Origin of the sequence: Hoeflea prorocentri (genome assembly GCF_027944115.1) — a bacterium.
GTDB lineage: Bacteria > Pseudomonadota > Alphaproteobacteria > Rhizobiales > Rhizobiaceae > Hoeflea_A > Hoeflea_A prorocentri.
Map to the genome: position 1 here is coordinate 3,901,780 of NZ_JAPJZI010000001.1, position 21,757 is coordinate 3,923,536.

The following is a 21,757-nucleotide window of genomic DNA, read 5'->3' on the forward strand; positions in this document are numbered from 1 at the left end:
GAGACCTGTTTTGCTCTTATCCCGCGCGCCCAGGGACGCACGTCTCGCGCCTTATATTGATGCATTCTGGACCTGTGAAACCAGCCATGGAAACGAGCTGGAGCGGGTGCTGCCGAACGGCCGTACGCAGCTCTTCATAAACCTACACGAGGATGCCCTTCATCATTACGGGGTCGATGGATCGGTGCGGCAGAGCGCTTCCGGAATGGCGGTTCAGGGGCCGATGCTCAAGCCGACTGTTATCGATCGTGCCGAGCAGAGGAGCCTTTGCGGCGTTCTCTTCTCGCCCGGTGGAGCCTTTCCGTTTTTTCGCGGTCATTTGTCCGAGATCGGGTCGGACCTTGCAGATCTGGATTGCCTTTCCTGGAGCGATGGCTGGCGGACCCATGAATGTCTGCAAATGGCGCGCGCACCACAGGAGCGTCTGGACCTTCTGGAAGCGGCGTTCCTGGATCGTGCTCCGGTGGCCGATGAATGGGACCTTGCCGTTCGCAAGGCGGGCCATTTGCTGCGAAATGGACATCGCGTCCATACAGTCGCGGACCAATTGAATACGACCCGGCAAACGCTGATCACACGTTTTCGGGAGAGAACCGGAATGAAGCCCAAGACCTATTGCCGTATCGAGCGGTTCCAGCACCTTATTCGGACACGGTCGAACGCCGCTTCCTGGGCCGATGCAGCCTTTGACGCCGGTTACTCGGATCAATCTCATATGGCGCGGGAGTTCAGGCACTTCGGCGGCATCACACCGACTGAATACATGCCGGACAGACTTTCAGAACCCAATCATCTGCCTTTACGCGCTTGAATTTTCTTCAAGACGGGCTTGCGGTGAGGCGGTTATGGCTCGTTGCATGACCTATACATCTGAACTCATCACACTCGAACCAAGGCTCATTGTCAGCGATGTCGATGCGGCCCTTGCCTTCTATCGCGATGCGTTCGGCGCGGAGCGCCTTGAACGCTTCACCGATCAATCCGGCCGCGTCGTCCATGCCGCGATGAGGCTCGGAAGGTCCGTTTTCACCATGACTGAGGCAGTTGCGGCGTGGGGGTTGTCCTCACCCGATGCGTCCTCCGGACCGGGCGTTTTGCTGCACCTTACGGTGCCTGATCCGGATATGACCGCCGACCGGATGCTCGCCCTCGGCGGCAGCACGGTCATTGAGATTGAAGATCGTCCCTATGGAAAGAGGGAAGGACGGGTTCTGGACCCGTTTGGGCATGCCTGGATCCTGAGCAAGACAATTGAGCAACTATCCAATGAGGAGATTGGAAAGCGTCTGAAGACATAACGCGCCAATCCACAAAACGGATCAGCTACCGGCCAACGGATTGCGGCTGGTGGGGCTGTCGGAATGACCGCTCCGGGCAAAAACTGACGGAATAATTTGCTTTGCGGATCAAAATTGCACACACTCCACGTCCCGGACTGCATTGGCAACATCGCCGGTTAATGGACAGGATCGGAAGGAGAGTACAATGTCTGATGCGGAGCAGCGATTGAAGGCCCTGGACATTACACTTCCCGCGCCCCTGAAATTGCCTCCCGGCATGGTCCTTCCATTCCCATGGGTGAATGTTCGGGGAGATCGAGCCTTCATATCAGGCCACGGACCACAGGAAACCGACGGGGCTCCAGCGGGGCCTTTTGGCGCTTTGGGAGAGAGTGTGTCGGTGGAGGAAGGTTATGCGTCGGCACGCAAGGTCGGACTCTCGATGCTCGGCAGTCTGCAGCGCGAACTCGGCAGTCTAAATCGAATAACCGGATGGTGCCATGTCCATGGAATGATCAACTGTAACTCAGGTTTCAGCGATACACCCTCGGTTCTCAATGGCTTCACAGACCTGATAATTGAGGTTTTTGGAGAGGAAATTGGTCGTCATTCACGGACTGCAGTTGGAGTAGCCGGTCTACCGATCAACTTCCCCGTTGAAGTTGAGGCAGAGGTTATGGTTTCACCGGCCTAGCTCATCGGTGATGGGGTTACCTGATTATCGTCGATCTGTAACCTTGAGCCCGCCAAAAGAGCCTACTTCGCAGGCAATCGCCAACACGACGTTCACTTGAACGAAACATGGCTACATCGTCCGCGCGGCTGCCCTGGATCAAATGCCAAGCGCATAATTGTCTATCATTTATAAATGTGAGGCCAGTCAGGAGCGCTTGCGGCGCAGACGTACGACGACGTCGATATGGGCAACTTCCATGCCCTCCGGGACTTCCGGAAGGCCGTTGACCGTCAGGCCGCCAGTCGGGATGTCCATGACCTCGTTTTCGCCTTCGATAAAGAAGTGCTGATGGTCGGAGGTGTTGGTGTCGAAATAGGTTTTGGACGATTCCACAGCCAGCACGCGCAGCATGCCGGCATCGGTGAACTGATGCAGCGTGTTGTAAACCGTTGCGAGCGAAACAGGTACGCCGGCGCCCACGGCCTCCTCATGCAGCTCCTCGGCCGTCAGGTGGCGGTCACCCTTGGCAAACAGCAGACCCGCCAGGGCAATTCTCTGGCGTGTTGGACGCAATCCTACGGACCGGAGGCGATCGCCGGCCATACGCGTGGGACAAGGTGTGTGTTCCGTTTCGCTATGCATCGCTCTGTCTTGACTGAGGCCCTCTGATGGGCAATTGGACGATATATAACTTTAGACGGGGAATCTTTCAATAGTGGAGTTTGAGTGTCCATTTTGATTTGCGCACAGGCGCAAACCGGACGTGGCATGATAGTGGTTGTAAGTTTCGCCTTAAGTCCATAATTGACAAGCGACGCTTTTCGCCAGCAAACAAGCTGTGGTAGGTTCTGGTGGGACAGGCCCAAAGCGCGTGGTATTCGGGAGTACAGTTTTTCAATGAATGATCGGCCGTCGAGCTTCAGCTATGAAGACATTTTGACATGCGGGCATGGCACCATGTTCGGCCCGGGCAACGCGCAGCTTCCGCTTCCGCCCATGTTGATGTTTCACCGCATTACCGAGATATCGGAAACCGGCGGTGAGTATGACAAAGGCTTCATTAGAGCCGAATTTGATGTCACGCCCGATCTGTGGTTTTTCGGATGCCATTTCGAAGGCGATCCGGTGATGCCCGGCTGCCTTGGCCTTGATGCGCTCTGGCAGATGACCGGCTTTTATCTCGGCTGGCTGGGCGAGCCTGGCAAGGGAAGGGCAATCTCGGTCGGCGAAGTCAAGCTTACGGAAATGATCACACCTGAAACCAAACTCGTCGAGTTCGGGGTCGATTTCAAGCGGGTCATGCGTGGCCGGCTGGTACTCGGCACAGGCGATGGCTGGGCGAAAGCCGACGGCAAACCGGCCTACAAGGCAACCGATCTCAGGGTCGGACTGTTCCAGGAAAAAGCGGACTAAGTCCGGCGGCATCCGCGCCGTACGCCGCTTTTTGTCCCAATAACCGCAGTTTCTGTGGAAAGGAAACCGTATGAAACGTGTTGTCGTCACCGGAATGGGGATCGTGTCATCCATTGGCAATGATGTCCAGGAAGTCACCCGGTCGCTGCGCGAGGCCAAATCCGGCATTACGTTCTCGGAAGAATTTGCTGAACATGGATTCCGCTGTCAGGTCTGGGGCGCTCCAACACTCGACCCGACAGATATGGTCGACCGCCGCGCCATGCGCTTTCTGAGCAAGGGCGGTGCCTGGAACCATGTCGCCATGCAGCAGGCAATTGCCGATTCGGGCCTTGAGGAAGCAGAGATCACACATGAACGCACGGGCATCGTGATGGGCTCGGGCGGGCCGTCGACCCGTACGATTGTCGATGCCGCGGATATCACGCGCGAGCGCGGCAGCCCGAAACGGATCGGGCCTTTCGCCGTTCCGAAGGCCATGTCGTCGACGGCCTCGGCGACGCTTGCCACGTGGTTCAAGATCCACGGCGTGAACTACACAATCTCCTCGGCCTGCTCGACCTCGGCGCACTGTATCGGCAATGCCTACGAACTTATTCAGCTGGGCAAGCAGCAGATCGTCTTTGCCGGCGGACACGAGGATCTTGACTGGACCATGTCGAACCTTTTCGACGCAATGGGCGCCATGTCGTCCAAATATAACGAGAACGGCCCTGAGACAGCCTCACGTGCCTACGACGTGGACCGCGACGGTTTTGTCATTGCGGGCGGCGCAGGCGTGCTGGTCCTCGAAGAACTCGAACACGCCAAGGCGCGGGGCGCGAAGATTTACGGCGAGATTGTCGGTTACGGCGCGACATCGGACGGACACGATATGGTGGCTCCATCCGGCGAAGGGGCAGTGCGCTGCATGAAGCTGGCCCTTTCGACGGTCGACGGATCCGTCGACTATATCAACACCCATGGCACCTCGACGCCGATCGGCGACAGCCGCGAAATCGGAGCGATCCGCGAGGTGTTCGGCGACGACATGCCTCACATTGCGTCGACCAAGTCCCTTACGGGACACTCGCTCGGCGCGACGGGCGTTCAGGAGTCGATCTATTCGCTGCTCATGATGAATGAGAGCTTTATCGGGGAAAGTGCGCATATCAAGACGCTCGACCCCGAGTTCGAGGGCGTGCCGATTGTCCGCGAACGGATCGACAACGCAAAAATCGATACGGTTCTGTCCAACTCCTTCGGATTTGGCGGCACCAACGCAACACTGATATTCCGGCGCCACGAGGGGTAGACGTCAAAATGGGTCAACTGATCAAGGGGAAGCGCGGCCTCATCATGGGGGTCGCCAACGATCATTCGATTGCCTGGGGGATTGCCCAGGCGCTTCATGCAGAAGGCGCTGAACTGGCATTCACCTACCAGGGCGAAGCCTTTGGGCGGCGCCTGAAGCCGCTGGCAGAACAGGTCAATTCTGATTTCATGATGAATTGCGACGTCGAGGATATCGAGACGGTGGACGCCGTTTTCGAGGCCCTCGCCGAGCGCTGGGGCAGCATTGACTTCCTCGTCCATGCCATCGGCTTTTCCGACCGCAATGAGTTGCGCGGCCTCTACGCCGACACGACGCGGGAGAACTTCTCGCGGACCATGGTCATCTCATGTTTCTCATTTACCGAGATCGCCAAACGGGCCGCGGCCCTCATGCCGGATGGCGGGGCGATGATCACGCTGACCTATGGCGGCGCGACGCGTGTCATGCCGAACTACAACGTCATGGGCGTAGCGAAGGCCGGCCTTGAGGCGAGCGTGCGCTATCTCGCCGCCGATTACGGCCCGGACAATATTCGCGTCAACGCGATTTCGGCCGGCCCTGTGCGGACGCTTGCAGGCGCAGGCATATCCGGGGCGCGCGAGATGTACAATTATCAACAGAGAAATTCGCCGATGCGGCGCAATGTGACGATCGATGATGTGGGCGGGGCCGCCGTCTATCTTCTGTCAGACCTGTCACGCGGCGTCACCGGCGAGGTGCACTTTGTGGATTCAGGCTACCACATCACGTCGATGCCGGTTCTGGACGAATTGAAATAGTACCGGCCGGAAAACACTAGATCCTGCAGAAACGAAAAACCCGCTGCGGCGACCGCAGCGGGTTTTTCTTTGGCTATTCCTGGTCGATCAGTCTGCCGGCTCGCGAGGAATTTCCTCGCCGGTTTCCTGGTTCACGACCTTCATCGACAGGCGCACCTTGCCGCGATCGTCAAAGCCGAGAAGCTTGACGAAGACCTTGTCGCCTTCCTTGACGACATCGGAGGTCTTGCCGACACGTTCCTGCGCAAGCTGGGAAATATGCACCAGACCGTCACGCGGGCCGAAGAAGTTCACGAAGGCACCGAAATCGGCGACCTTGACCACTGTGCCCTCGTAGATCACGCCGACTTCCGGCTCAGCAACGATGGAATGGACCCATTTCTTCGCCGCCTCGATTTCCTTGGCGGAGGAGGAAGCGAACTTGATGGTTCCGTCGTCGTCGATATTGATCTTGGCGCCGGTCTTTTCCACGATCTCGCGGATGACCTTGCCGCCGGAGCCGATGACGTCGCGGATCTTGTCGACCGGGATGTTCATCACTTCGATGCGCGGAGCGAACTCGCCGAGTTCCTCGCGACTCTCATTGATGGCCTTGCCCATCTCGCCGAGAATATGGAGACGACCGCCCTTGGCCTGATCGAGAGCGATCTGCATGATCTCCTCGGTGATGCCGGTGATCTTGATGTCCATCTGCAGCGAAGTGATGCCGTCCTTGGTGCCGGCCACCTTGAAGTCCATGTCGCCGAGATGGTCTTCGTCGCCCAGGATGTCGGACAGGACCGCGAAGCGCTCCTCTTCCTTGATGAGGCCCATGGCAATGCCGGCAACCGGCTTTGAAAGCGGAACGCCCGCATCCATCAGGGCAAGAGAGGTTCCGCAAACGGTCGCCATGGAGGACGAGCCGTTCGATTCGGTGATCTCGGAAACCACGCGCAGCGTGTAAGGGAACTGCTCGCCCGTCGGCAGCATCGGATGGATAGCCCGCCAGGCGAGTTTTCCGTGACCGATTTCGCGGCGGCCGGGCGAACCGATGCGGCCCGTTTCGCCGACCGAGAAGGGCGGGAAGTTGTAGTGCAGCATGAAGTTTTCTTTGTACATGCCGGTCAGGCTGTCGACATACTGCTCGTCTTCACCGGTGCCAAGCGTTGCAACGACGATGGCCTGCGTCTCACCACGGGTGAAGACGGCCGAACCATGGGTCCGCGGCAGAACGCCGACTTCGGATACAATCGCGCGAACGGTATCCAGTTCGCGGCCGTCGATGCGGCTCTTGGTGTCCAGAATGTTCCAGCGGACGATCTTGGCCTGCAGGGACTTGAAAACCGCGCCGATCTGCTCGGGCGTATACTCCGGCTCTTCCACTCCCTCGGGCAGGAAATGCTCGACCACCTTCGCCTTGACGGCATCGACGGCGTCGTAGCGTTGCGCCTTGTCGATGATCTTGTAGGCATCGCGCAGTTCTGTCTCCGCCAGTTTGAGCATGGCTTCTTCAAGCGCCGACATATCCTCGGCCTCGAATTCGCGCGGCTCCTTGGCAGCCACTTCAGCAAGCTTGATGATGGCGTCGATCACCGGCTGGAAGCCCTTGTGCCCGAACATCACGGCGCCAAGCATGACGTCTTCGGCCAGTTCCTGGGCTTCGGATTCAACCATCAGGACAGCGTCCTGGGTTCCGGCAACAACCAGATCCAGGCTGGATTCGCCCATTTCGTCAACATGTGGGTTAAGGACGTATTCGCCATTGATATAGCCAACGCGCGCACCGCCGATCGGACCCATGAACGGAACGCCGGACAGCGTCAGCGCCGCCGAGGTGGCGATCATGGACAGCACATCCGGGTTGTTCTCCAGGTCGTGCTGCATCACGGTGATAATGATCTGCGTGTCGTTCTTGTAGCCGTTGGGAAACAGCGGGCGGATCGGACGGTCGATCAGCCGGCATACGAGCGTTTCGTTCTCGCTCGGGCGGCCTTCGCGCTTGAAATATCCGCCCGGGATCTTGCCGGCGGCATAGGTTTTTTCCTGGTAGTTTACCGTCAGCGGAAAAAAGTCGCGTCCCGGGGTCGGCTGCTTCGCCGAAACAACCGTTGCCAGAACAACGGTTTCACCATAGGTGGCCATGACGGCGCCGTCGGCCTGACGGGCAATCTTGCCGGTTTCAAGGATGAGCGGACGCCCACCCCATTCGATTTCTACCTTGTGGGTATTGAACATATCTTGTCCTTCGTATGGACACGGCATGAACCCTTTTCATGCCGGCCCGTTTGATAACGTACGTGGCCCGACCTTCGGGCCATTTCGGTATGATCGTCACGGGCAAGACAGCGGGTGGCTTGCGCTTGGCGCAATGGACAAGCAACCCGCAATCCTGCCCCGTGACCGTTCCATCGGATGCTCATACATCCGGAAACGAAACCGGCGGGCGCGCATCCGCTCCCGCCGGAAAAACCTAACGGCGAATACCGAGGCTCGCGATAAGCTTTTTGTACCGCTCTTCGTCCTTCCGCTTCAGATAGTCGAGCAGAGAACGGCGGCTTGAAACCATCTTCAAAAGACCACGGCGGGAGTGATTGTCCTTTTTGTGGCCTTTAAAGTGTTCCGTAAGATTGGTGATCCGCTCGGTGAGGATAGCTACCTGGACCTCAGGGGATCCGGTGTCGCCGTCCTTCGTGGCGTATTCCTTCATCAGTTCTGCTTTGCGTTCAGCAGTAATCGACATCGTGCCTTCCTTTCATTCTGGAGGGGTAAGACGCCCAAGGGCCGGGATGTCGTCCAGCCTGGGCCGCGTTTACGGAGATCTTTGCTCCGTATCGCGGTGCATATAAGTCAGAAACCCGCAAAATACCAGCGTTATTTCACGAAACGCCCGTTTCCGTCGCCGACGCGCTCAGGCGGAAAAAACACGTCTGGGACGAAACTCGCCCTGGGCGATTTCACCGATGGCAACCAGACGCCCGTTCACCGTCGCATAGGCCTCGTCGGCGGGCAAAGGCGCATCGCGGCCGCGCAACAGGATCGGGTTGCCGCACAGGAGCCGTTGGGCCTGCTGCTCGCTGACGGGAAGATGCGGCAGCAATGCCAGCGCCTCACCTGTATCGATCAGGAATGCGTCGAGAGCAGCCAGCCGCTCCTCATCATCCTCGACCTCTTCGAGCGCCAGTATGTCTTCCATCGGCACAAGATCGTTCTGTCCGAAGGGCGCGACATAGGTGCGGCGCAGATCGGCAACATGGCCGTAACAATCAAGATCGCGGCCCATATCGCGAGCCAGCGAGCGCACATAGGTGCCTTTGCCGCACTCAACCTCGAATATGGCCGAATCGGCATCGGGAAGCGCCACGAGGTCAAGCCGGTGGATTTCCACCTCACGGGACGGGATGATCACCGCTTCGCCTTCACGCGCCAGATCGTAGGCCCGGTTGCCGTCAATTCTGACGGCGGAGAACTGCGGCGGCACCTGCTCGATAACGCCGCGATAGCGCGGCAGGAGCGCGAGGATATCGGCCTCACTGGGCCGCTCGGAACTCGTCTGGCTGACCTCGCCCTCCAGATCGTCGGTGGTGCGTTCCTCGCCCCATTGGACCGTGAAACGGTAAATCTTGCGTCCGTCCATGACATAGGGAACGGTTTTGGTCGCATCGCCAAGCGCAATCGGCAACATGCCGGAAGCCAGCGGATCAAGTGTGCCGGCGTGGCCGGCCCTTTGCGCCTTGAACAGCCAGCGGACCTTGGATACGGCTTCCGTCGAGCCGTAATCCACCGGCTTGTCCAGAATAAGCCAGCCGGAAATCGCCCGGCCCTTTTTCCTGCGCCGTGCCATTACTCGTCCCGCTCGTTTTCATCGGAATCAAGATCGCGCATGACCTGCGGCGAGCGCAGAAGCGCATCGATCTTCTGATAGTTGTCAAAGCTGGTGTCATCGCGAAAACGCAGGTCCGGCATATATTTCATCTGCCTGAGCGCCGGCGTGACACGCTTGCGGATGAACCGCGCATTGCGGTTGAGCGCTTCGACCACCTTGGCATGGTCGGCTGCGCCCAACGGTGCGACATAGGCCGTCGCGATCTTCAGGTCAGGCGACATATGCACTTCCGAGACCGAGATAACCGTGTTCTCGACAAGCGGATCGCGCACCTCGCCACGCTGCAGCACAGTGGTAATGGCTGCACGCACCTGTTCGCCGACACGCAGCTGCCGCTGCGAGGGCCCGGAGGAGGAAAAACGGGACATTTTATTACCTTTTCAATCACTTACGGCGGGATGGGACCGCCGCGAATGAGTGCAAACCGACCGGCGCCACAAGCGCCGGCCTCTTTAGCTGTCAAATTCGCCTAGAGTGTACGGGATACGTGCTCGACGCGGAAACACTCGATCACGTCGCCGGCGCGGATATCCTCGTAGTTCTCGAAGGCCATGCCGCATTCCTGACCGGCATTGACCTCTGCGACTTCATCCTTGAAGCGCTTGAGCGTCTTCAGGCTGCCTTCGTGGATGACAACGCTGTCGCGGATGAGGCGGACGCCAACGCCGCGCTCGACCTTGCCTTCGGTGACACGGCAACCGGCGACCTTGCCGACCTTGGTGATGTTGAACACCTCAAGGATTTCGGCATTGCCGAGGAACGTCTCGCGGCGCTCGGGCGACAGCATGCCGGACATCGCGGCTTTCACATCGTCGACGAGATCGTAGATGATGTTGTAGTAGCGAATCTCAATGCCCGCCGCCGCCGCGGCGTCGCGTGCCTGGGTATTGGCGCGAACATTGAAGCCGATGATGGCAGCGTCCGATGCTTCGGCCAGCGAGATATCCGATTCGGTGATACCGCCGGCGCCCGAATGAACGATCCGGGCGCGAACCTCGTCTGTGCCGAGTTTTTCAAGGGCACCGGCAATCGCTTCGATGGATCCTTGCACGTCACCCTTGATGACAAGCGGGAATTCCTGGGCACCAGTGTCCTGGAGCTGCGTCATCATCTGCTCGAGCGAGCCGCGTGTGCCTGCCTGGCGGGCAACCGCCTTCTCTCTGGCGATGCGCTGACGGTATTCGGAAATTTCACGCGCACGGGCTTCGTTTTCGACAACCGCAAACCGGTCACCGGCCTGCGGCGTTCCCTGCAGTCCAAGCACTTCAACAGGCATGGACGGGCCGGCTTCCTTAATCTGCTTGCCGCGGTCGTCAACCAGCGCACGCACCCGGCCCCATTCATCGCCGGCAACCACTATATCACCCGTGTGCAGCGTTCCGGCCTCGACCAGCACGGTTGCAACGGAACCGCGGCCACGGTCGAGCTGGGCTTCGATGACGGCGCCCTCGGCCGTACGGTCCGGGTTTGCCTTCAGATCGAGGATTTCGGCCTGCAGCAGGATTGCTTCGAGCAGCTTGTCGAGATTGGTTCCCTTGGTCGCGGACACTTCCACATCAAGAACCTCACCACCCATGGATTCGACAAACACCTCGTGCTGCAGCAACTCGGTACGAACCTTGTTGGCATCAGCCTCGGGCTTGTCGATCTTGTTGATGGCAACGATGATCGGAACGTTGGCGGCCTTGGCGTGATTGATCGATTCAATCGTCTGCGGCATGACGCTGTCATCGGCAGCAACCACCAGAATGGCAACGTCGGTCGCCTGTGCGCCGCGGGCGCGCATGGCGGTGAACGCGGCGTGGCCCGGTGTGTCGATGAAGGTAATCTTCTGACCGTTGTGCTCGACCTGATAAGCGCCGATATGCTGGGTGATGCCGCCGGCTTCTCCGGACACGACATTGGCGTTGCGCACCGCGTCCAGAAGCGATGTCTTGCCGTGGTCGACGTGACCCATAATGGTTACGACCGGCGGGCGCTGCTTGAGCGTGCTGTCGTCATCCTTGATATCGAAAATGCCTTCCTCGATATCGGACTCGGCAACGCGCTTGACCGTGTGTCCGAATTCACCGGCGATCAGCTCGGCAAGGTCGGCGTCGATCACATCGCCCGGTTTCATCATCTGACCTTCTTTCATCAGGTACTTGATGACATCCACCGACCGTTCGGCCATGCGCTGCGACAGTTCCTGAATCGTGATGGTTTCCGGCAGCGTCACTTCACGGGCAATCTTCTCGCGCGGCTCCTGGTTGAGCGCGCGTTTCATTTTCTCCTGACGGCGGCGCATCGCCGAAAGCGAACGGCCACGCTGGTTGCCGTCTTCGTTCAGAGCCGTGTTAAGCGTCAGTTTTCCACGGCGGCGCGAATCCTCGCGCGGACGCGACGGCTTCGGCGCTTCCTGACGTACCGGCTTACCGCGCTGCGGCGCGGGCTTGCCGCGTGCGCCCTGATCGCCGGCATCATCCGGCTTCCTGCGGGCCGCCGGGGCCGGAGCCGGTTCCACCGGAACAGGCGGCTCGGGCTGGGCGGCAGCTTCCGGTTTCGTCTCGCCGGCAGCTTCGGCCTTTGCCTCTTCCTCCGCCCTGCGGCGGGCCTCTTCTTCCGCTTCCTTGGCGCGACGCGCGTCTTCCTCGGCGCGGCGTTCAGCTTCTTCCTGCGCGCGTTTACGGTCTTCGACTTCCTGGATCTTGGCGTTTTCCAGCGCGCGTTTACGGGCATCCATCTCGCTGGCGGACAGCTCCTTCAGCGCGGCGGCGGATTTTCCCTTGTCGGCTGCGGGTTCGGCCTTTGCCTTCGGCGCCGGCTTGGGGGCGGCACCCGGCTTCGGCTTGATCCCGGCCGCAAGCGAACCGGATTTCTCCTCGTCGGGCCGAGAAATCCTTCTTTTGCGCGTTTCGACAACCACCGCCTTGGTCCGGCCGCGACCCATATCCTGTCGCACCGTTCCCTGCTCAACGCCGGAGCGCTTCAGCGTCAGGGTCTTCTTGCTCGACACGCTGATGGTCTTGTCGTCCTTGGTTTCGCTCATTCCGTATCCGTTTCCTGTGCGGGCTCGCCCGCTGTGTGACCGTTTTCCGCTCCTTTGCGGTAGCGGTCAAGCATCTTTGCGCGTTTCACTACACCCTCACCGGCCTGCCCTGCAAGCACCGCGAGGTGGATTACATTGCCGCCGGCCATCACAATCGCCCATTCATCAGCCGACAGGAGGCGAAAGGAACTGATTTCTCCACTTCCAGACGCCATGGCCACACGGCATGCCTGTTCGATCTTTCGAACGCCGCCGGTTGCGGCATCCGTCGCATTAAAAACCGCGATGGCCTGCCCGGACCGAACCGCGGAATCGACCTTTGTCGCACCGGTCACAACCTGCCCGGCTTTTCGGGCCATCGAGATCATGCCCGTCAGTGCATTGACGAGCAATTTGTCGACCGTTTCATCCAGATCGCCCGGCACCGTGACCTTGGCCTTCAGTGCCCGGGCAAACAGGTTTTTTTCCATCGCCTGCCGCAGACAGCGCCGGTCGGCGGTGACCCAGCACCCGCGACCGGGCAGTCTGGCGCGGATATCCGCAACGACGTTGCCGTCCGGATCGGCAACAAACCGGATCATGCCATCCGCCGCTCCGCTCTTGCGGGTGACGATGCACATCCTGTCATTCATGTCCGCGTCCTTTCCCATCAGGGAAGCTCCGGGACGCTCAGGCCTGCGCCACCTCGCCAGCAGCTTCGGCAGCGCCTTCCTCTGTTTCGGCCTCGCCCTCTTCGCCTTCTTCACCTTCTTCTTCGGCATGCATCGCTGCCAAATCTTCCTCGGTGATCCATCCGGCGGCGAGACGCGCGGCAACGACCATTTCCTCGGCCTCGGCCCTGGAGACGTCAAGACTTGAGAAGAGGCCGTCAAATTTGGTCGTCTCGCCATCCTTGCGCTCAACCCAACCGACCAGATCATCGGCGGCACAGCCGGCAAAATCGTCCATGGTCTTGATGCCATCTTCTCCGAGCGCCACCAGCATCGCCGTGGTCATGCCCGGAATGGCACGCAACTCGTCGGTTACGCCCAGTTCGACACGTTTTTCCTCAAGTCCGGCCTCGATGGCTTCAAGATACTCACGCGCGCGGCTCTGGATTTCCTCGGCGGTCTCGTCATCGAAGCCCTCGATCGAGGCGATCTCGTCGAGTTCCACATAGGCAACTTCCTCAACCTGGGAAAAGCCTTCCGACGCCAGAACCTGACCAACCATCTCATCAACGTTAAGCGCGTTCATGAAGAGTTCGGTCCGCTCGTTGAACTCCTTCTGGCGGCGCTCCGATTCTTCCTGCTCGGTCAGGATATCGATATCCCAGCCGGTCAGTTGCGAAGCGAGCCTGACATTCTGGCCGCGGCGGCCGATCGCCAGAGAAAGCTGATCGTCCGGCACCACCACCTCGATACGCTCTGCATCTTCATCGAGAACAACCTTGGCGACCTCGGCGGGCTGCAGCGCGTTGACGATGAATGACGCCGGGTCCATCGACCAGGGGATAATGTCGATCTTTTCGCCCTGCAACTCGCCGACGACAGCCTGGACGCGGCTTCCGCGCATGCCCACACAGGCGCCGACCGGGTCGATCGAACTGTCGTTCGAGATCACTGCGATCTTGGCGCGGGAACCCGGATCGCGGGCGACCGAACGGATCTCGATGATGCCGTCGTAGATTTCCGGCACTTCCATGGTGAAAAGCTTGACCATGAATTGCGGATGCGTCCGCGACAGAAAGATTTGCGGTCCGCGCTGTTCGCGGCGCACGTCGTAGACAAAGGCCCGGACGCGGTCGCCGTAACGGAAATTCTCGCGCGGGATCAGCTCATCGCGCCGGATGATCGCCTCGCCGCGGCCAAGATCGACAATGACGTTGCCGTATTCGACGCGTTTGACGGTTCCGTTGACGATTTCGCCAACACGGTCCTTGAATTCCTCGAACTGGCGGTCACGCTCGGCTTCGCGGACTTTCTGAACGATCACCTGCTTGGCGGACTGGGCGGCAATGCGGCCGAAATCCATCGGCGGCAGCGGTTCGGAGACAAACTCGCCGAGCTGGATTTCCGGATTGTCGTCGCGCGCCAGTTCCAGGGCGATCTGGGTTGAATAATCCTCAACCTGCTCGACCACTTCCAAAAGACGCTGGAGCTTGATCTCACCGGTTTTCGGATTGATATCTGCCCGGATATTGGACTCCGAACCGTAGCGCGAGCGCGCCGCCTTCTGAATGGCGTCGGCCATCGCATCGATAACAATTTCGCGGTCGATCGCCTTCTCGCGTGCCACTGCATCGGCAATCTGAAGAAGTTCGAGCCTGTTTGCACTAACTGCCATTTCGGTCTCCATCACATGGCATGGTGCGGCTTGCGCCGCTTGTTCCAAATTCAGCCGTCATTGTCCGGCGGCGTATGTTTTGCGTTGCGCGCTGCCTTGGCGGCCTTGTCGGCGGCCAGGGCGTCGCGAATAAGATCGTCGGTCAAAATGAGCTTTGCATCACTCAACGCCTCGAACGGGATACGGACCGTCGGCTCATCGCCATAACTTGCCTGATCGCGGGTGAGCAGAAAGCCTTCATCATCGACCTGCGATATGGTTCCGCGAAAGCGTTTGCGATCGGCGACCATGACCGCTGTCTCGCATTTGACGAGGTGGCCGCTCCAGCGCTTAAAATCGGACTTTCGCACCATCGGGCGATCTATGCCCGGGGACGACATTTCCAGATGATAGGCCCGATCGACCGGATCCTCAACATCCAGCACCGGCGACAATGCGCGCGACAGGGCCTCGCAATCCTCGACGGTCATCGTGCCGTCGTCGCGCTCGGCCATGATCTGAAGCGTCAGGCCATTCTGACCCGACAGGCGAATACGCACCAGGCGATAACCCATCGACGTGATGACCGGTTCCACAATGGATGCAATACGCGCATCCAGACCGGTCTCGGTGATGAGCCTGTCTTCGCTTACGTCCTGCGAAAGTGTCTGTTCAGCCAAACGCCGCCCCTAAAAGCGGGGTCCCTACCCGGACCCAAGTAACAAAAAAGAGCGGGTCCGTGCGGCCCACTCTTGCTCAGGATGATCAAGATTTTGGCCTGATATACTCTTCAAGCCGGCCGATTGCAAGGCGGATTGCGCCTATCTTCGCTTGAATGTGAGATAGGCGGCCACGCGCCCCTCACGCAACGCCTTTGCCTCGTAGCGCGTGCCGGGCCACCCCTCATAGGCAAGGCGCCAGTCGTCGGCGCATGTGGCCAGCCAGGAAAACTGCTTGTGATTGCGCGTGTGAAGCAGGGTCCAGTTCACATAGCTGTCGATGTCGGAGGCAAAGCAGAACAGGCCGCCCGGCTTTAAGACACGTGCAATCCGGTCAAGATTGACCGGCGATACAAACCGGCGCTTCCAGTGCTTTTTTTTCGGCCATGGGTCCGGATAGAGCAGATCGACCTGATCAAGCGATGCCTCGGGCAGCCAATCCAGGAGCCGCGTCGCGTCATCGTCGTAAAGGCGGACATTGTCCAGCGGTTCGGCGGCCAGCGCTGCGACACATTTCGCAAGACCATTGACAAAGGGTTCCACCCCGATGAAGCCGGTCTGCGGCATGGCATGTGCGCGGTGCAACAGGTGCTCGCCGCCGCCGAAGCCGATTTCAAGGCGATAGGTTCCAAAAGCTCTTGTGTAGAGTTCGGACAGATCATCCGGTGAAGCTGTCTCAGGGTCTAGCCGCAATCGGGGCAGCAGATCCGACAGCGCGTCTGCTTGCGCAGGACGCAGCGTCTTGCCCTTTCGGCGGCCGAAAAACGCCTCCGATCCACGTGTGGGACGCTCAGACGACATGGCAATGTGTTTCCTGAACGATTGGCCTTGAAGTCAGCCGATCATATCACGGCCGCCGCCTGTGCGGCACCGTTTGCCGCTTTTGCCTTGAGCGCTGCCTTCAACGCTTTGACAAGATCGGTCTTTTCCCAGGAAAACGATCCGTCGCGGCCGCTCTTGCGTCCAAAATGCCCATAGGCCGCCGTTTTGGCGTAAATCGGCCGGTTGAGATCAAGATGGCGGCGAATTCCGGTCGGCGACAGGTCGATCACGTCGCGAATCGCCTCTTCCACCTGTTCCTCGGACACTTTGCCGGTGCCATGCAGATCCACATAGATGGACAGTGGCTGGGCCACACCGATCGCGTAGGACAGTTGAATGGTACAGCGTTCGGCAAGCTTTGCGGCAACGATGTTCTTGGCGAGGTAACGGGCCATATAGGCTGCGGACCGGTCGACCTTGGTTGTGTCCTTGCCCGAGAAGGCGCCACCGCCGTGGGGCGCCGCACCGCCATAGGTGTCGACGATGATCTTGCGGCCGGTCAGGCCGGCATCGCCATCCGGGCCGCCAATGACGAATTTTCCGGTCGGGTTGATGTACCAGTTGCAGTCGTCCGCGACCGGCAGGTCTCCGAGCGCTTCGCGGATATAGGGTTCGACGACTTCACGAACCTTGTCTGAGTCCCAGCCGTCATGAAGGTGCTGGGTGGACAGGACGATCTGCGTGACCTCGTGCGGCTTTCCGTCGACGTAGCGAACCGTGACCTGGCTCTTGCTGTCCGGTCCAAGCATGGCAGCATCGCCTTCGCCTTTTTTCCGGGCCTGCGCGAGGAGAAGCAGAATCTGATGGGAATAGTATATCGGCGCCGGCATCAGATCCGGCGTTTCGTTACAGGCGTATCCGAACATGATGCCCTGATCGCCCGCACCCTCGTCACCCTGCTTGTCGGCTGCATTGTCCACGCCCTGAGCGATATCAGCGGACTGTGTGTGCAGCAGAACGTCCACGCGCGCTTTCTTCCAGTGGAAACCGTCCTGCTCGTAGCCAATATCGCGAATGGCGCGGCGGGCGGCGGAGCGAAAACGCGACGGATTGATCACGTCCTTGCCGTTCTTGTCCTTCTTCATCAGCGTTGGCGGCACACGCACTTCACCCGCAATCACGACACGATTTGTGGTTGCAAGGGTTTCCGCGGCGACACGAACCGTCCACGGATCGACGCCCGTCTTACGCGCCTCCTTGTAGATCAGATCGACAATCTCGTCAGAAATCCGGTCACACACCTTGTCGGGGTGTCCTTCCGATACCGACTCACTCGTAAACAGATAATTGCTTCGCGCCATGCCCGCCTCTCGGAACTGCTGCTGAATGCCGACTTGTTATGCAAAACAAGCGATAAATACAAGCGCAGAACGATATAAATATATCTTGATATGACGAGGCCGGACACACGCCGGGTGTTGGCAAACCTTGTGCGTGACGCTTAATTGCAATGAAGGAAAGGGGTCGGGAAAGGCGCGTGGACGCTAGAGGGGTCGTCCATTTCCCGATTGTTTGTCCTATTCGGAGTCGGCGGCCAATGCCTTGACAAGATCGACGATCTTGCGGCGGACCTTTGGATCCTCGATTTTCACGAAAGCCCTGTTGAGTTGCAGGCCCTCCGATGAAGACAGAAAATCGACGACATAATTCGAACTGGATGCTTCGGAAGCTCCCGGTTGCCCGGTCGACGGATCACCCGGAGCATCTTCAAAGAAGAATGAAACAGGCACGTTCAGAATTGAGGAAATATTCTGCAGACGGCTCGCGCCGACGCGGTTTGTTCCCTTCTCGTATTTCTGGATTTGCTGGAACGTAATCCCCAGGGCCTCACCCAGTTTTTCCTGACTCATGCCGAGCATTGTGCGACGCAGCCGAATTCTGCTGCCCACATGAATATCGATGGGGTTCGGTTTTTTCTTGTTCACAATGGATGTCATTTTCATTTTCCTGCAGATGTAAATACATCTGCCTCGTGTTTGCGGACACTGGCGCTGTTAAAGTAATAGTCTTACCCGCCCCGTTTTGAAGACTGTACTGATTGGCAACACCAGCAGTTCTACTTCTACAAATATTATCTATGCAATTTTAGGGGTTTTGCGTCAATCGGCAGTTTTCCTAAAACTGTAACGTGAAACGGCGGCGCCCGCTAAAAGCATTGCGATAACCAACCAGAACGCTAAACCAGCCGATAATATGCCCACATTTTTGGGTGTTTTTTGCGGCAGTACAAAATCAACGACACCAATCACGTTTTGTTTCATACCGTCGACAATACGCCCCCTGGCGTCGGTTACGGCAGATATTCCGTTGTTTGCGGCCCGCACGAGCGGCATGCCGGTTTCCACTGCACGCAACTGGGCCTGACGAAAGTGCTGATGCGGGCCGGGTGTGCGGCCGTACCAGGCATCGTTTGTTACGTTGAGGATGAAGTCTGCAGGCGGCCCCTCCGCCTCCAGCCCATCCGGAAATATTATCTCATAGCAGATCGATGGTAAAAAACGCCTGCCGCCGGCAACCGGGACAGTATAACGCCTGCTTCCGGCAGAAAACCCACCGGGCGTTTCGGCAATCGTATCGAGACCGGCCCGGTTCAGCAGATCCGCCAGGGGCAGGTATTCGCCGAAGGGAACAAGATGCAGCTTGTCCGCTGCGGCGGTGATCTGGCCGGCATCGTCTATGACGAAGATGGAGTTGTAATAGCGTGTCCTTGAACCCGTTTCGCCACGTTCCTCGCGCACCGCCCCCGCAATCAGCGTCTGACCGTCCTTGAGCATCTCGCCGATCAGCGCCAGGGCCTCCGGATTGGCGGTCAGCAGGAACGGGACGGAGGTTTCGGGCCAGACGATATGGGTCGGCTGCAATCCGTTTTCCGAAGGCGCGGCAGACAGCTCCAGCAAGGTGGTAAAGATGCGCATGCGTTCGCCGTCATCCCATTTTTCCGATTGATCCACCGACGGCTGCACAATGCGGAAGACAATCGCGTCATCCGGCTCGGGCAAAGGCTGTGCGAGCCGCCAATAACCAAAGCCGAGATGGGCAACAAGCAGCGCCAGCGCGATGGCAAAGCCCGGAACGAGGCCGCGCCGCGTTGCGATCAGTGCCGGAACCGAAAAAATGAAGACCGCCAGCGCCGACATTCCGAAGATGCCGACGAGCGCTGAAGACTGCATCATCAGCGGGGCGGGCATCAGGCCGTAACCGATGGCATTCCACGGGAAGCCTGTCAGCACGAAGCTTCTTAACCACTCGGCTACGCCAAACCCCGCGGCAAGCGCGCAAATGCGGCCAAGACCGTCCGACCACAAAATTCGTGCGAACGCCGTGGCCAAGCCGAAAAAGAGCGACAGCAATGCCGGGAGACCCAGCACCGCCAGCGGCAGAGCCCAGGCAAATTCCTCGGCTTCGATCAACAGCGCATTGCCGAGCCACCACAGACCGCCAACGAAATATCCGAAACCGAACCACCATCCGGTCCAGAAGGCCGGCCCGAGCCGTCCGAGCGGACCGGAATCGGCATTGCCGCTGGCCCCGTCCAGCAGCCAGACAAGCAGCGTGAAGGATATAAACAGGGCTGCGAAGAAATCGAAGGGCGGCAGTGCGAGAACACCCACTGCACCGGCACAAAAAGAGACGATCCACCGCTTTGGCCCCCAAAGCAGCATAATCTTCCCGGCCAGACGCTCCATAACCCCTCCAACTGCCGATGGACGCTGATTTCCCACGCAAGACGCGCATGGGCACATGCACGCCACCGCTGCGCGAATCACCCGCGCTCAAGGCGTTATAGCAAAGTCCACGTATGTTTACCTGTAGGCCGACACGCCGACCGACGAGACTGAGGCATATCGCATCCGGGCGTCAGGGCGTGTCCTGTCCGGCCGGCTCCGGCTGCTTGCCCGAGCCTTTGGTTGCCGTTTCGGATTTGCCGGTGTCCGCCTTGACCGGCCTGCGCCGGCGCTCGAACATACGGCGACGCACGATACGCACCCGGCGAATGCGGCGCGGGTCGGCATCCAGGACATGAAACTCGAACTGCGGCAAAGCCCGGACGACCTCGCCACGAGCCGGGATACGGCCGATCGCCGAGTAGATAAGACCGCCAAGCGTGTCGACATCGTCGGCCTTGTCGCCAACGTTAAAGTCGCCGCCGATCACCTCGACGATATCCTCGAGTTCGGCACGTGCATCGGCAACAAACACATCCTCGGAGACGCGCGTGATCATGTCAGCTTCATCGTCGTGCTCGTCTTCGATATCGCCGACGACCATCTCGACAATGTCTTCAAGGGATACCAGACCGTCCGTACCGCCATATTCATCGATCACCAGCGCCATCTGGGTGCGCATCGCCTGCATCCTCTGCATGAGATCGGAGGCCAGCATGGACGGCGGCACGAAGAGCACATCGCGGACAATGCCGGCTTCGTCCACGGTCTTGCTCAGATCGACGCGCGTCAGATCGAATGCAGCCGCTTTCGCAGGCTTTTCCTTCTTCGGCTGTGCGTTGCCGTTTGCGGATTTGGCGCTGCCATTGCGCGGGCCGCGCCGCTTGTTGCGGGCCTGAATTGTCAAGTGGGCGACAAGGTCACGTATATGCACCATGCCGCGCGGATCATCGAGCGTATCGCCATAGACCGGCATGCGGGAATGTCCGGATTCTTCAAACAGCGCCATCAGCTCGTCGAGCGTTATGCCGCATTCAACCGCAATGATTTCAGCACGCGGGATCATTACGTCCTCAACGCGCACCTCACGCAGGCGCAGAATGTTGTGCAACATCGCGCGTTCTTCGGGCGTGAAGGCAGCGCCCAACGGGCCATCAGCGGAAAGCGCGTCTTTCAGATCCTCGCGCAGGCTGTACCCGTCGGATGACTTGAACAGCCTCAGGAAACGCGACCACCAGCCAAGACCGCTGCGGTCCGGTTGATCGACGACAACCGGAAGCTGCCTACTTCCCGGGTCTTCACTGCTTTCTGAATCCTGTGAACCGGCAGACGCTTCTGCCGGCGCCGCATTGCTGGATTGCTCGCTCATCATTCGTCAGGCCGGAGATGTGTTTTCATAAGGGTCAGATAGGTTGAGCATCGCCAAAATACGAGTCTCGTGGCCTTCCATTATCCGCGCATCGTCATCATCGATATGATCATAGCCTAACAGATGCAAAAATCCATGCACGAGAAGATGGATCAGATGGTTATCGAAAGCGATATCCATAGCGTCTGCCTCGCGTGCGATCGTTTCGCGCGCAAACAGGATATCCCCCAGCATGGGGCCCGGCAATTGGCCGGGCGTAACAGGGACTGCGGGAAAGGACAGCACATTTGTCGGCTTGTCCTGATCGCGCCATTTGCCGTTGATCTCCCGGACCATTTTGTCATCTGCAAAGAGCAGCGACAGCTCGCATCCGGCCTTGGGGAACGGCTGCCCTTCCACACGTTCCAGATAATCGCATGTCGCCACGATCGTACGCGCGCAAAGCGCTTCGAGTACGCCCGCGTCCGGCCAGCCGCCTGCTTCGATGCTGATTTGAATGTCGATAGTTTCGCCCGCCGGCATTGC

21 protein-coding genes are annotated in these 21,757 nt (G+C 59.1%); 6 read left to right on the forward strand and 15 right to left on the reverse strand.

Translation table 11 applies throughout. The features are described from left to right. Nucleotides 1-10: 10 nt before the first annotated feature. The 3 genes from OQ273_RS18330 to OQ273_RS18340 all read left to right on the forward strand — a co-directional run bounded on the left by OQ273_RS18330 (nucleotide 11) and on the right by OQ273_RS18340 (nucleotide 1,974). Nucleotides 11-811: a helix-turn-helix domain-containing protein gene (locus OQ273_RS18330; RefSeq protein ID WP_267992181.1), complete on the forward strand. Its 801-nt coding sequence runs from the start codon at nucleotides 11-13 to the stop codon at nucleotides 809-811. A gap of 46 nt (nucleotides 812-857) precedes the next feature. Beyond that, nucleotides 858-1,298: a VOC family protein gene (locus OQ273_RS18335; RefSeq protein ID WP_267992183.1), complete on the forward strand. Its 441-nt coding sequence runs from the start codon at nucleotides 858-860 to the stop codon at nucleotides 1,296-1,298. A 187-nt stretch (nucleotides 1,299-1,485) separates the two neighbouring features. After that, a complete protein-coding gene (locus OQ273_RS18340; protein WP_267992185.1) occupies nucleotides 1,486-1,974 on the forward strand; it encodes a RidA family protein in 489 nt (162 codons plus the stop codon). A gap of 186 nt (nucleotides 1,975-2,160) precedes the next feature. Here the strand turns inward: OQ273_RS18340 and irrA are convergent, their stop codons facing one another. Further along, nucleotides 2,161-2,559: an iron response transcriptional regulator IrrA gene (irrA, locus tag OQ273_RS18345; RefSeq protein WP_267993142.1), complete on the reverse strand. Its 399-nt coding sequence runs from the start codon at nucleotides 2,557-2,559 to the stop codon at nucleotides 2,161-2,163. Nucleotides 2,560-2,853: 294 nt separating this feature from the next. Here irrA and fabA point away from each other — a divergent pair, with 294 nt between their 5' ends. From fabA to fabI, 3 genes are all read left to right on the forward strand, one after another. Continuing rightward, a complete protein-coding gene (gene fabA / locus OQ273_RS18350) occupies nucleotides 2,854-3,369 on the forward strand; it encodes a 3-hydroxyacyl-[acyl-carrier-protein] dehydratase FabA (protein ID WP_267992186.1) in 516 nt (171 codons plus the stop codon). A 70-nt stretch (nucleotides 3,370-3,439) separates the two neighbouring features. Further along, nucleotides 3,440-4,663 (forward strand): beta-ketoacyl-ACP synthase I, encoded by a 1,224-nt coding sequence (gene fabB, locus OQ273_RS18355; protein ID WP_267992188.1) that lies wholly within the window; start codon nucleotides 3,440-3,442, stop codon nucleotides 4,661-4,663. Between the two features lie 8 nt (nucleotides 4,664-4,671). Continuing rightward, nucleotides 4,672-5,463, forward strand: a complete 792-nt coding sequence (gene fabI / locus OQ273_RS18360; RefSeq protein ID WP_267992190.1) for an enoyl-ACP reductase FabI — start codon at nucleotides 4,672-4,674, stop codon at nucleotides 5,461-5,463. A gap of 87 nt (nucleotides 5,464-5,550) precedes the next feature. On the opposite strand, the gene pnp is transcribed toward fabI, so the two are convergent. The 14 genes from pnp to ybeY all read right to left on the reverse strand — a co-directional run bounded on the left by pnp (nucleotide 5,551) and on the right by ybeY (nucleotide 21,754). Beyond that, complete coding sequence (gene pnp, locus OQ273_RS18365; RefSeq protein WP_267992192.1) at nucleotides 5,551-7,677, reverse strand: polyribonucleotide nucleotidyltransferase; 2,127 nt, start codon at nucleotides 7,675-7,677, stop codon at nucleotides 5,551-5,553. A gap of 235 nt (nucleotides 7,678-7,912) precedes the next feature. After that, nucleotides 7,913-8,182: a 30S ribosomal protein S15 gene (gene rpsO, locus OQ273_RS18370; RefSeq protein WP_267992194.1), complete on the reverse strand. Its 270-nt coding sequence runs from the start codon at nucleotides 8,180-8,182 to the stop codon at nucleotides 7,913-7,915. 168 nt (nucleotides 8,183-8,350) lie between these two features. After that, nucleotides 8,351-9,283 (reverse strand): tRNA pseudouridine(55) synthase TruB, encoded by a 933-nt coding sequence (truB, locus tag OQ273_RS18375; protein WP_267992196.1) that lies wholly within the window; start codon nucleotides 9,281-9,283, stop codon nucleotides 8,351-8,353. Next, on the reverse strand, nucleotides 9,283-9,693 hold the full coding sequence (rbfA, locus tag OQ273_RS18380) for a 30S ribosome-binding factor RbfA (RefSeq protein WP_267992198.1): 411 nt from the start codon (nucleotides 9,691-9,693) through the stop codon (nucleotides 9,283-9,285). Before rbfA ends, truB begins: the two co-directional genes overlap by 1 nt. 101 nt (nucleotides 9,694-9,794) lie before the next feature. Beyond that, on the reverse strand, nucleotides 9,795-12,353 hold the full coding sequence (gene infB / locus OQ273_RS18385; protein ID WP_267992200.1) for a translation initiation factor IF-2: 2,559 nt from the start codon (nucleotides 12,351-12,353) through the stop codon (nucleotides 9,795-9,797). Next, nucleotides 12,350-13,003, reverse strand: coding sequence for an RNA-binding protein (locus OQ273_RS18390; RefSeq protein WP_267992202.1), 654 nt, complete (start codon nucleotides 13,001-13,003; stop codon nucleotides 12,350-12,352). The genes infB and OQ273_RS18390 overlap by 4 nt, the downstream gene beginning before the upstream one ends. A gap of 19 nt (nucleotides 13,004-13,022) precedes the next feature. Further along, nucleotides 13,023-14,678, reverse strand: coding sequence for a transcription termination factor NusA (gene nusA, locus OQ273_RS18395; RefSeq protein ID WP_267992203.1), 1,656 nt, complete (start codon nucleotides 14,676-14,678; stop codon nucleotides 13,023-13,025). Nucleotides 14,679-14,728: 50 nt separating this feature from the next. Next, the gene (gene rimP / locus OQ273_RS18400) at nucleotides 14,729-15,337 is read right to left on the reverse strand and encodes a ribosome maturation factor RimP (RefSeq protein ID WP_267992205.1); all 609 of its coding nucleotides are present in this window, start codon (nucleotides 15,335-15,337) and stop codon (nucleotides 14,729-14,731) included. Between the two features lie 141 nt (nucleotides 15,338-15,478). Further along, nucleotides 15,479-16,177, reverse strand: a complete 699-nt coding sequence (gene trmB / locus OQ273_RS18405) for a tRNA (guanine(46)-N(7))-methyltransferase TrmB (RefSeq protein WP_267992207.1) — start codon at nucleotides 16,175-16,177, stop codon at nucleotides 15,479-15,481. A 41-nt stretch (nucleotides 16,178-16,218) separates the two neighbouring features. Continuing rightward, complete coding sequence (gene metK, locus OQ273_RS18410; RefSeq protein ID WP_267992209.1) at nucleotides 16,219-17,499, reverse strand: methionine adenosyltransferase; 1,281 nt, start codon at nucleotides 17,497-17,499, stop codon at nucleotides 16,219-16,221. A gap of 216 nt (nucleotides 17,500-17,715) precedes the next feature. Then, nucleotides 17,716-18,135 (reverse strand): helix-turn-helix domain-containing protein, encoded by a 420-nt coding sequence (locus OQ273_RS18415; RefSeq protein ID WP_267992211.1) that lies wholly within the window; start codon nucleotides 18,133-18,135, stop codon nucleotides 17,716-17,718. A 162-nt stretch (nucleotides 18,136-18,297) separates the two neighbouring features. Then, complete coding sequence (gene lnt, locus OQ273_RS18420) at nucleotides 18,298-19,884, reverse strand: apolipoprotein N-acyltransferase (protein WP_267992213.1); 1,587 nt, start codon at nucleotides 19,882-19,884, stop codon at nucleotides 18,298-18,300. 172 nt (nucleotides 19,885-20,056) lie between these two features. Further along, on the reverse strand, nucleotides 20,057-21,232 hold the full coding sequence (locus tag OQ273_RS18425) for a hemolysin family protein (protein WP_267992215.1): 1,176 nt from the start codon (nucleotides 21,230-21,232) through the stop codon (nucleotides 20,057-20,059). Nucleotides 21,233-21,238: 6 nt separating this feature from the next. Further along, complete coding sequence (ybeY, locus tag OQ273_RS18430) at nucleotides 21,239-21,754, reverse strand: rRNA maturation RNase YbeY (protein ID WP_267992217.1); 516 nt, start codon at nucleotides 21,752-21,754, stop codon at nucleotides 21,239-21,241. Between the last annotated feature and the right edge of the window lie 3 nt (nucleotides 21,755-21,757).

What these genes read in the sequence shown, in the direction of transcription:
- irrA (WP_267993142.1), bottom strand. Translation starts at nt 2,559, where the DNA reads ATGGCCGGCGATCGCCTCCGGTCCGTAGGATTGCGTCCAACACGCCAG.
- rpsO (WP_267992194.1), bottom strand. Translation starts at nt 8,182, where the DNA reads ATGTCGATTACTGCTGAACGCAAAGCAGAACTGATGAAGGAATACGCC.
- trmB (WP_267992207.1), bottom strand. Translation starts at nt 16,177, where the DNA reads ATGTCGTCTGAGCGTCCCACACGTGGATCGGAGGCGTTTTTCGGCCGC.
- rbfA (WP_267992198.1), bottom strand. Translation starts at nt 9,693, where the DNA reads ATGTCCCGTTTTTCCTCCTCCGGGCCCTCGCAGCGGCAGCTGCGTGTC.
- fabI (WP_267992190.1), top strand. Translation starts at nt 4,672, where the DNA reads ATGGGTCAACTGATCAAGGGGAAGCGCGGCCTCATCATGGGGGTCGCC.
- fabA (WP_267992186.1), top strand. Translation starts at nt 2,854, where the DNA reads ATGAATGATCGGCCGTCGAGCTTCAGCTATGAAGACATTTTGACATGC.
- OQ273_RS18340 (WP_267992185.1), top strand. Translation starts at nt 1,486, where the DNA reads ATGTCTGATGCGGAGCAGCGATTGAAGGCCCTGGACATTACACTTCCC.
- pnp (WP_267992192.1), bottom strand. Translation starts at nt 7,677, where the DNA reads ATGTTCAATACCCACAAGGTAGAAATCGAATGGGGTGGGCGTCCGCTC.
- OQ273_RS18335 (WP_267992183.1), top strand. Translation starts at nt 858, where the DNA reads ATGACCTATACATCTGAACTCATCACACTCGAACCAAGGCTCATTGTC.
- OQ273_RS18390 (WP_267992202.1), bottom strand. Translation starts at nt 13,003, where the DNA reads ATGGGAAAGGACGCGGACATGAATGACAGGATGTGCATCGTCACCCGC.
- fabB (WP_267992188.1), top strand. Translation starts at nt 3,440, where the DNA reads ATGAAACGTGTTGTCGTCACCGGAATGGGGATCGTGTCATCCATTGGC.
- infB (WP_267992200.1), bottom strand. Translation starts at nt 12,353, where the DNA reads ATGAGCGAAACCAAGGACGACAAGACCATCAGCGTGTCGAGCAAGAAG.
- truB (WP_267992196.1), bottom strand. Translation starts at nt 9,283, where the DNA reads ATGGCACGGCGCAGGAAAAAGGGCCGGGCGATTTCCGGCTGGCTTATT.
- OQ273_RS18425 (WP_267992215.1), bottom strand. Translation starts at nt 21,232, where the DNA reads ATGAGCGAGCAATCCAGCAATGCGGCGCCGGCAGAAGCGTCTGCCGGT.
- OQ273_RS18415 (WP_267992211.1), bottom strand. Translation starts at nt 18,135, where the DNA reads ATGACATCCATTGTGAACAAGAAAAAACCGAACCCCATCGATATTCAT.
- nusA (WP_267992203.1), bottom strand. Translation starts at nt 14,678, where the DNA reads ATGGCAGTTAGTGCAAACAGGCTCGAACTTCTTCAGATTGCCGATGCA.
- metK (WP_267992209.1), bottom strand. Translation starts at nt 17,499, where the DNA reads ATGGCGCGAAGCAATTATCTGTTTACGAGTGAGTCGGTATCGGAAGGA.
- ybeY (WP_267992217.1), bottom strand. Translation starts at nt 21,754, where the DNA reads ATGCCGGCGGGCGAAACTATCGACATTCAAATCAGCATCGAAGCAGGC.
- lnt (WP_267992213.1), bottom strand. Translation starts at nt 19,884, where the DNA reads ATGGAGCGTCTGGCCGGGAAGATTATGCTGCTTTGGGGGCCAAAGCGG.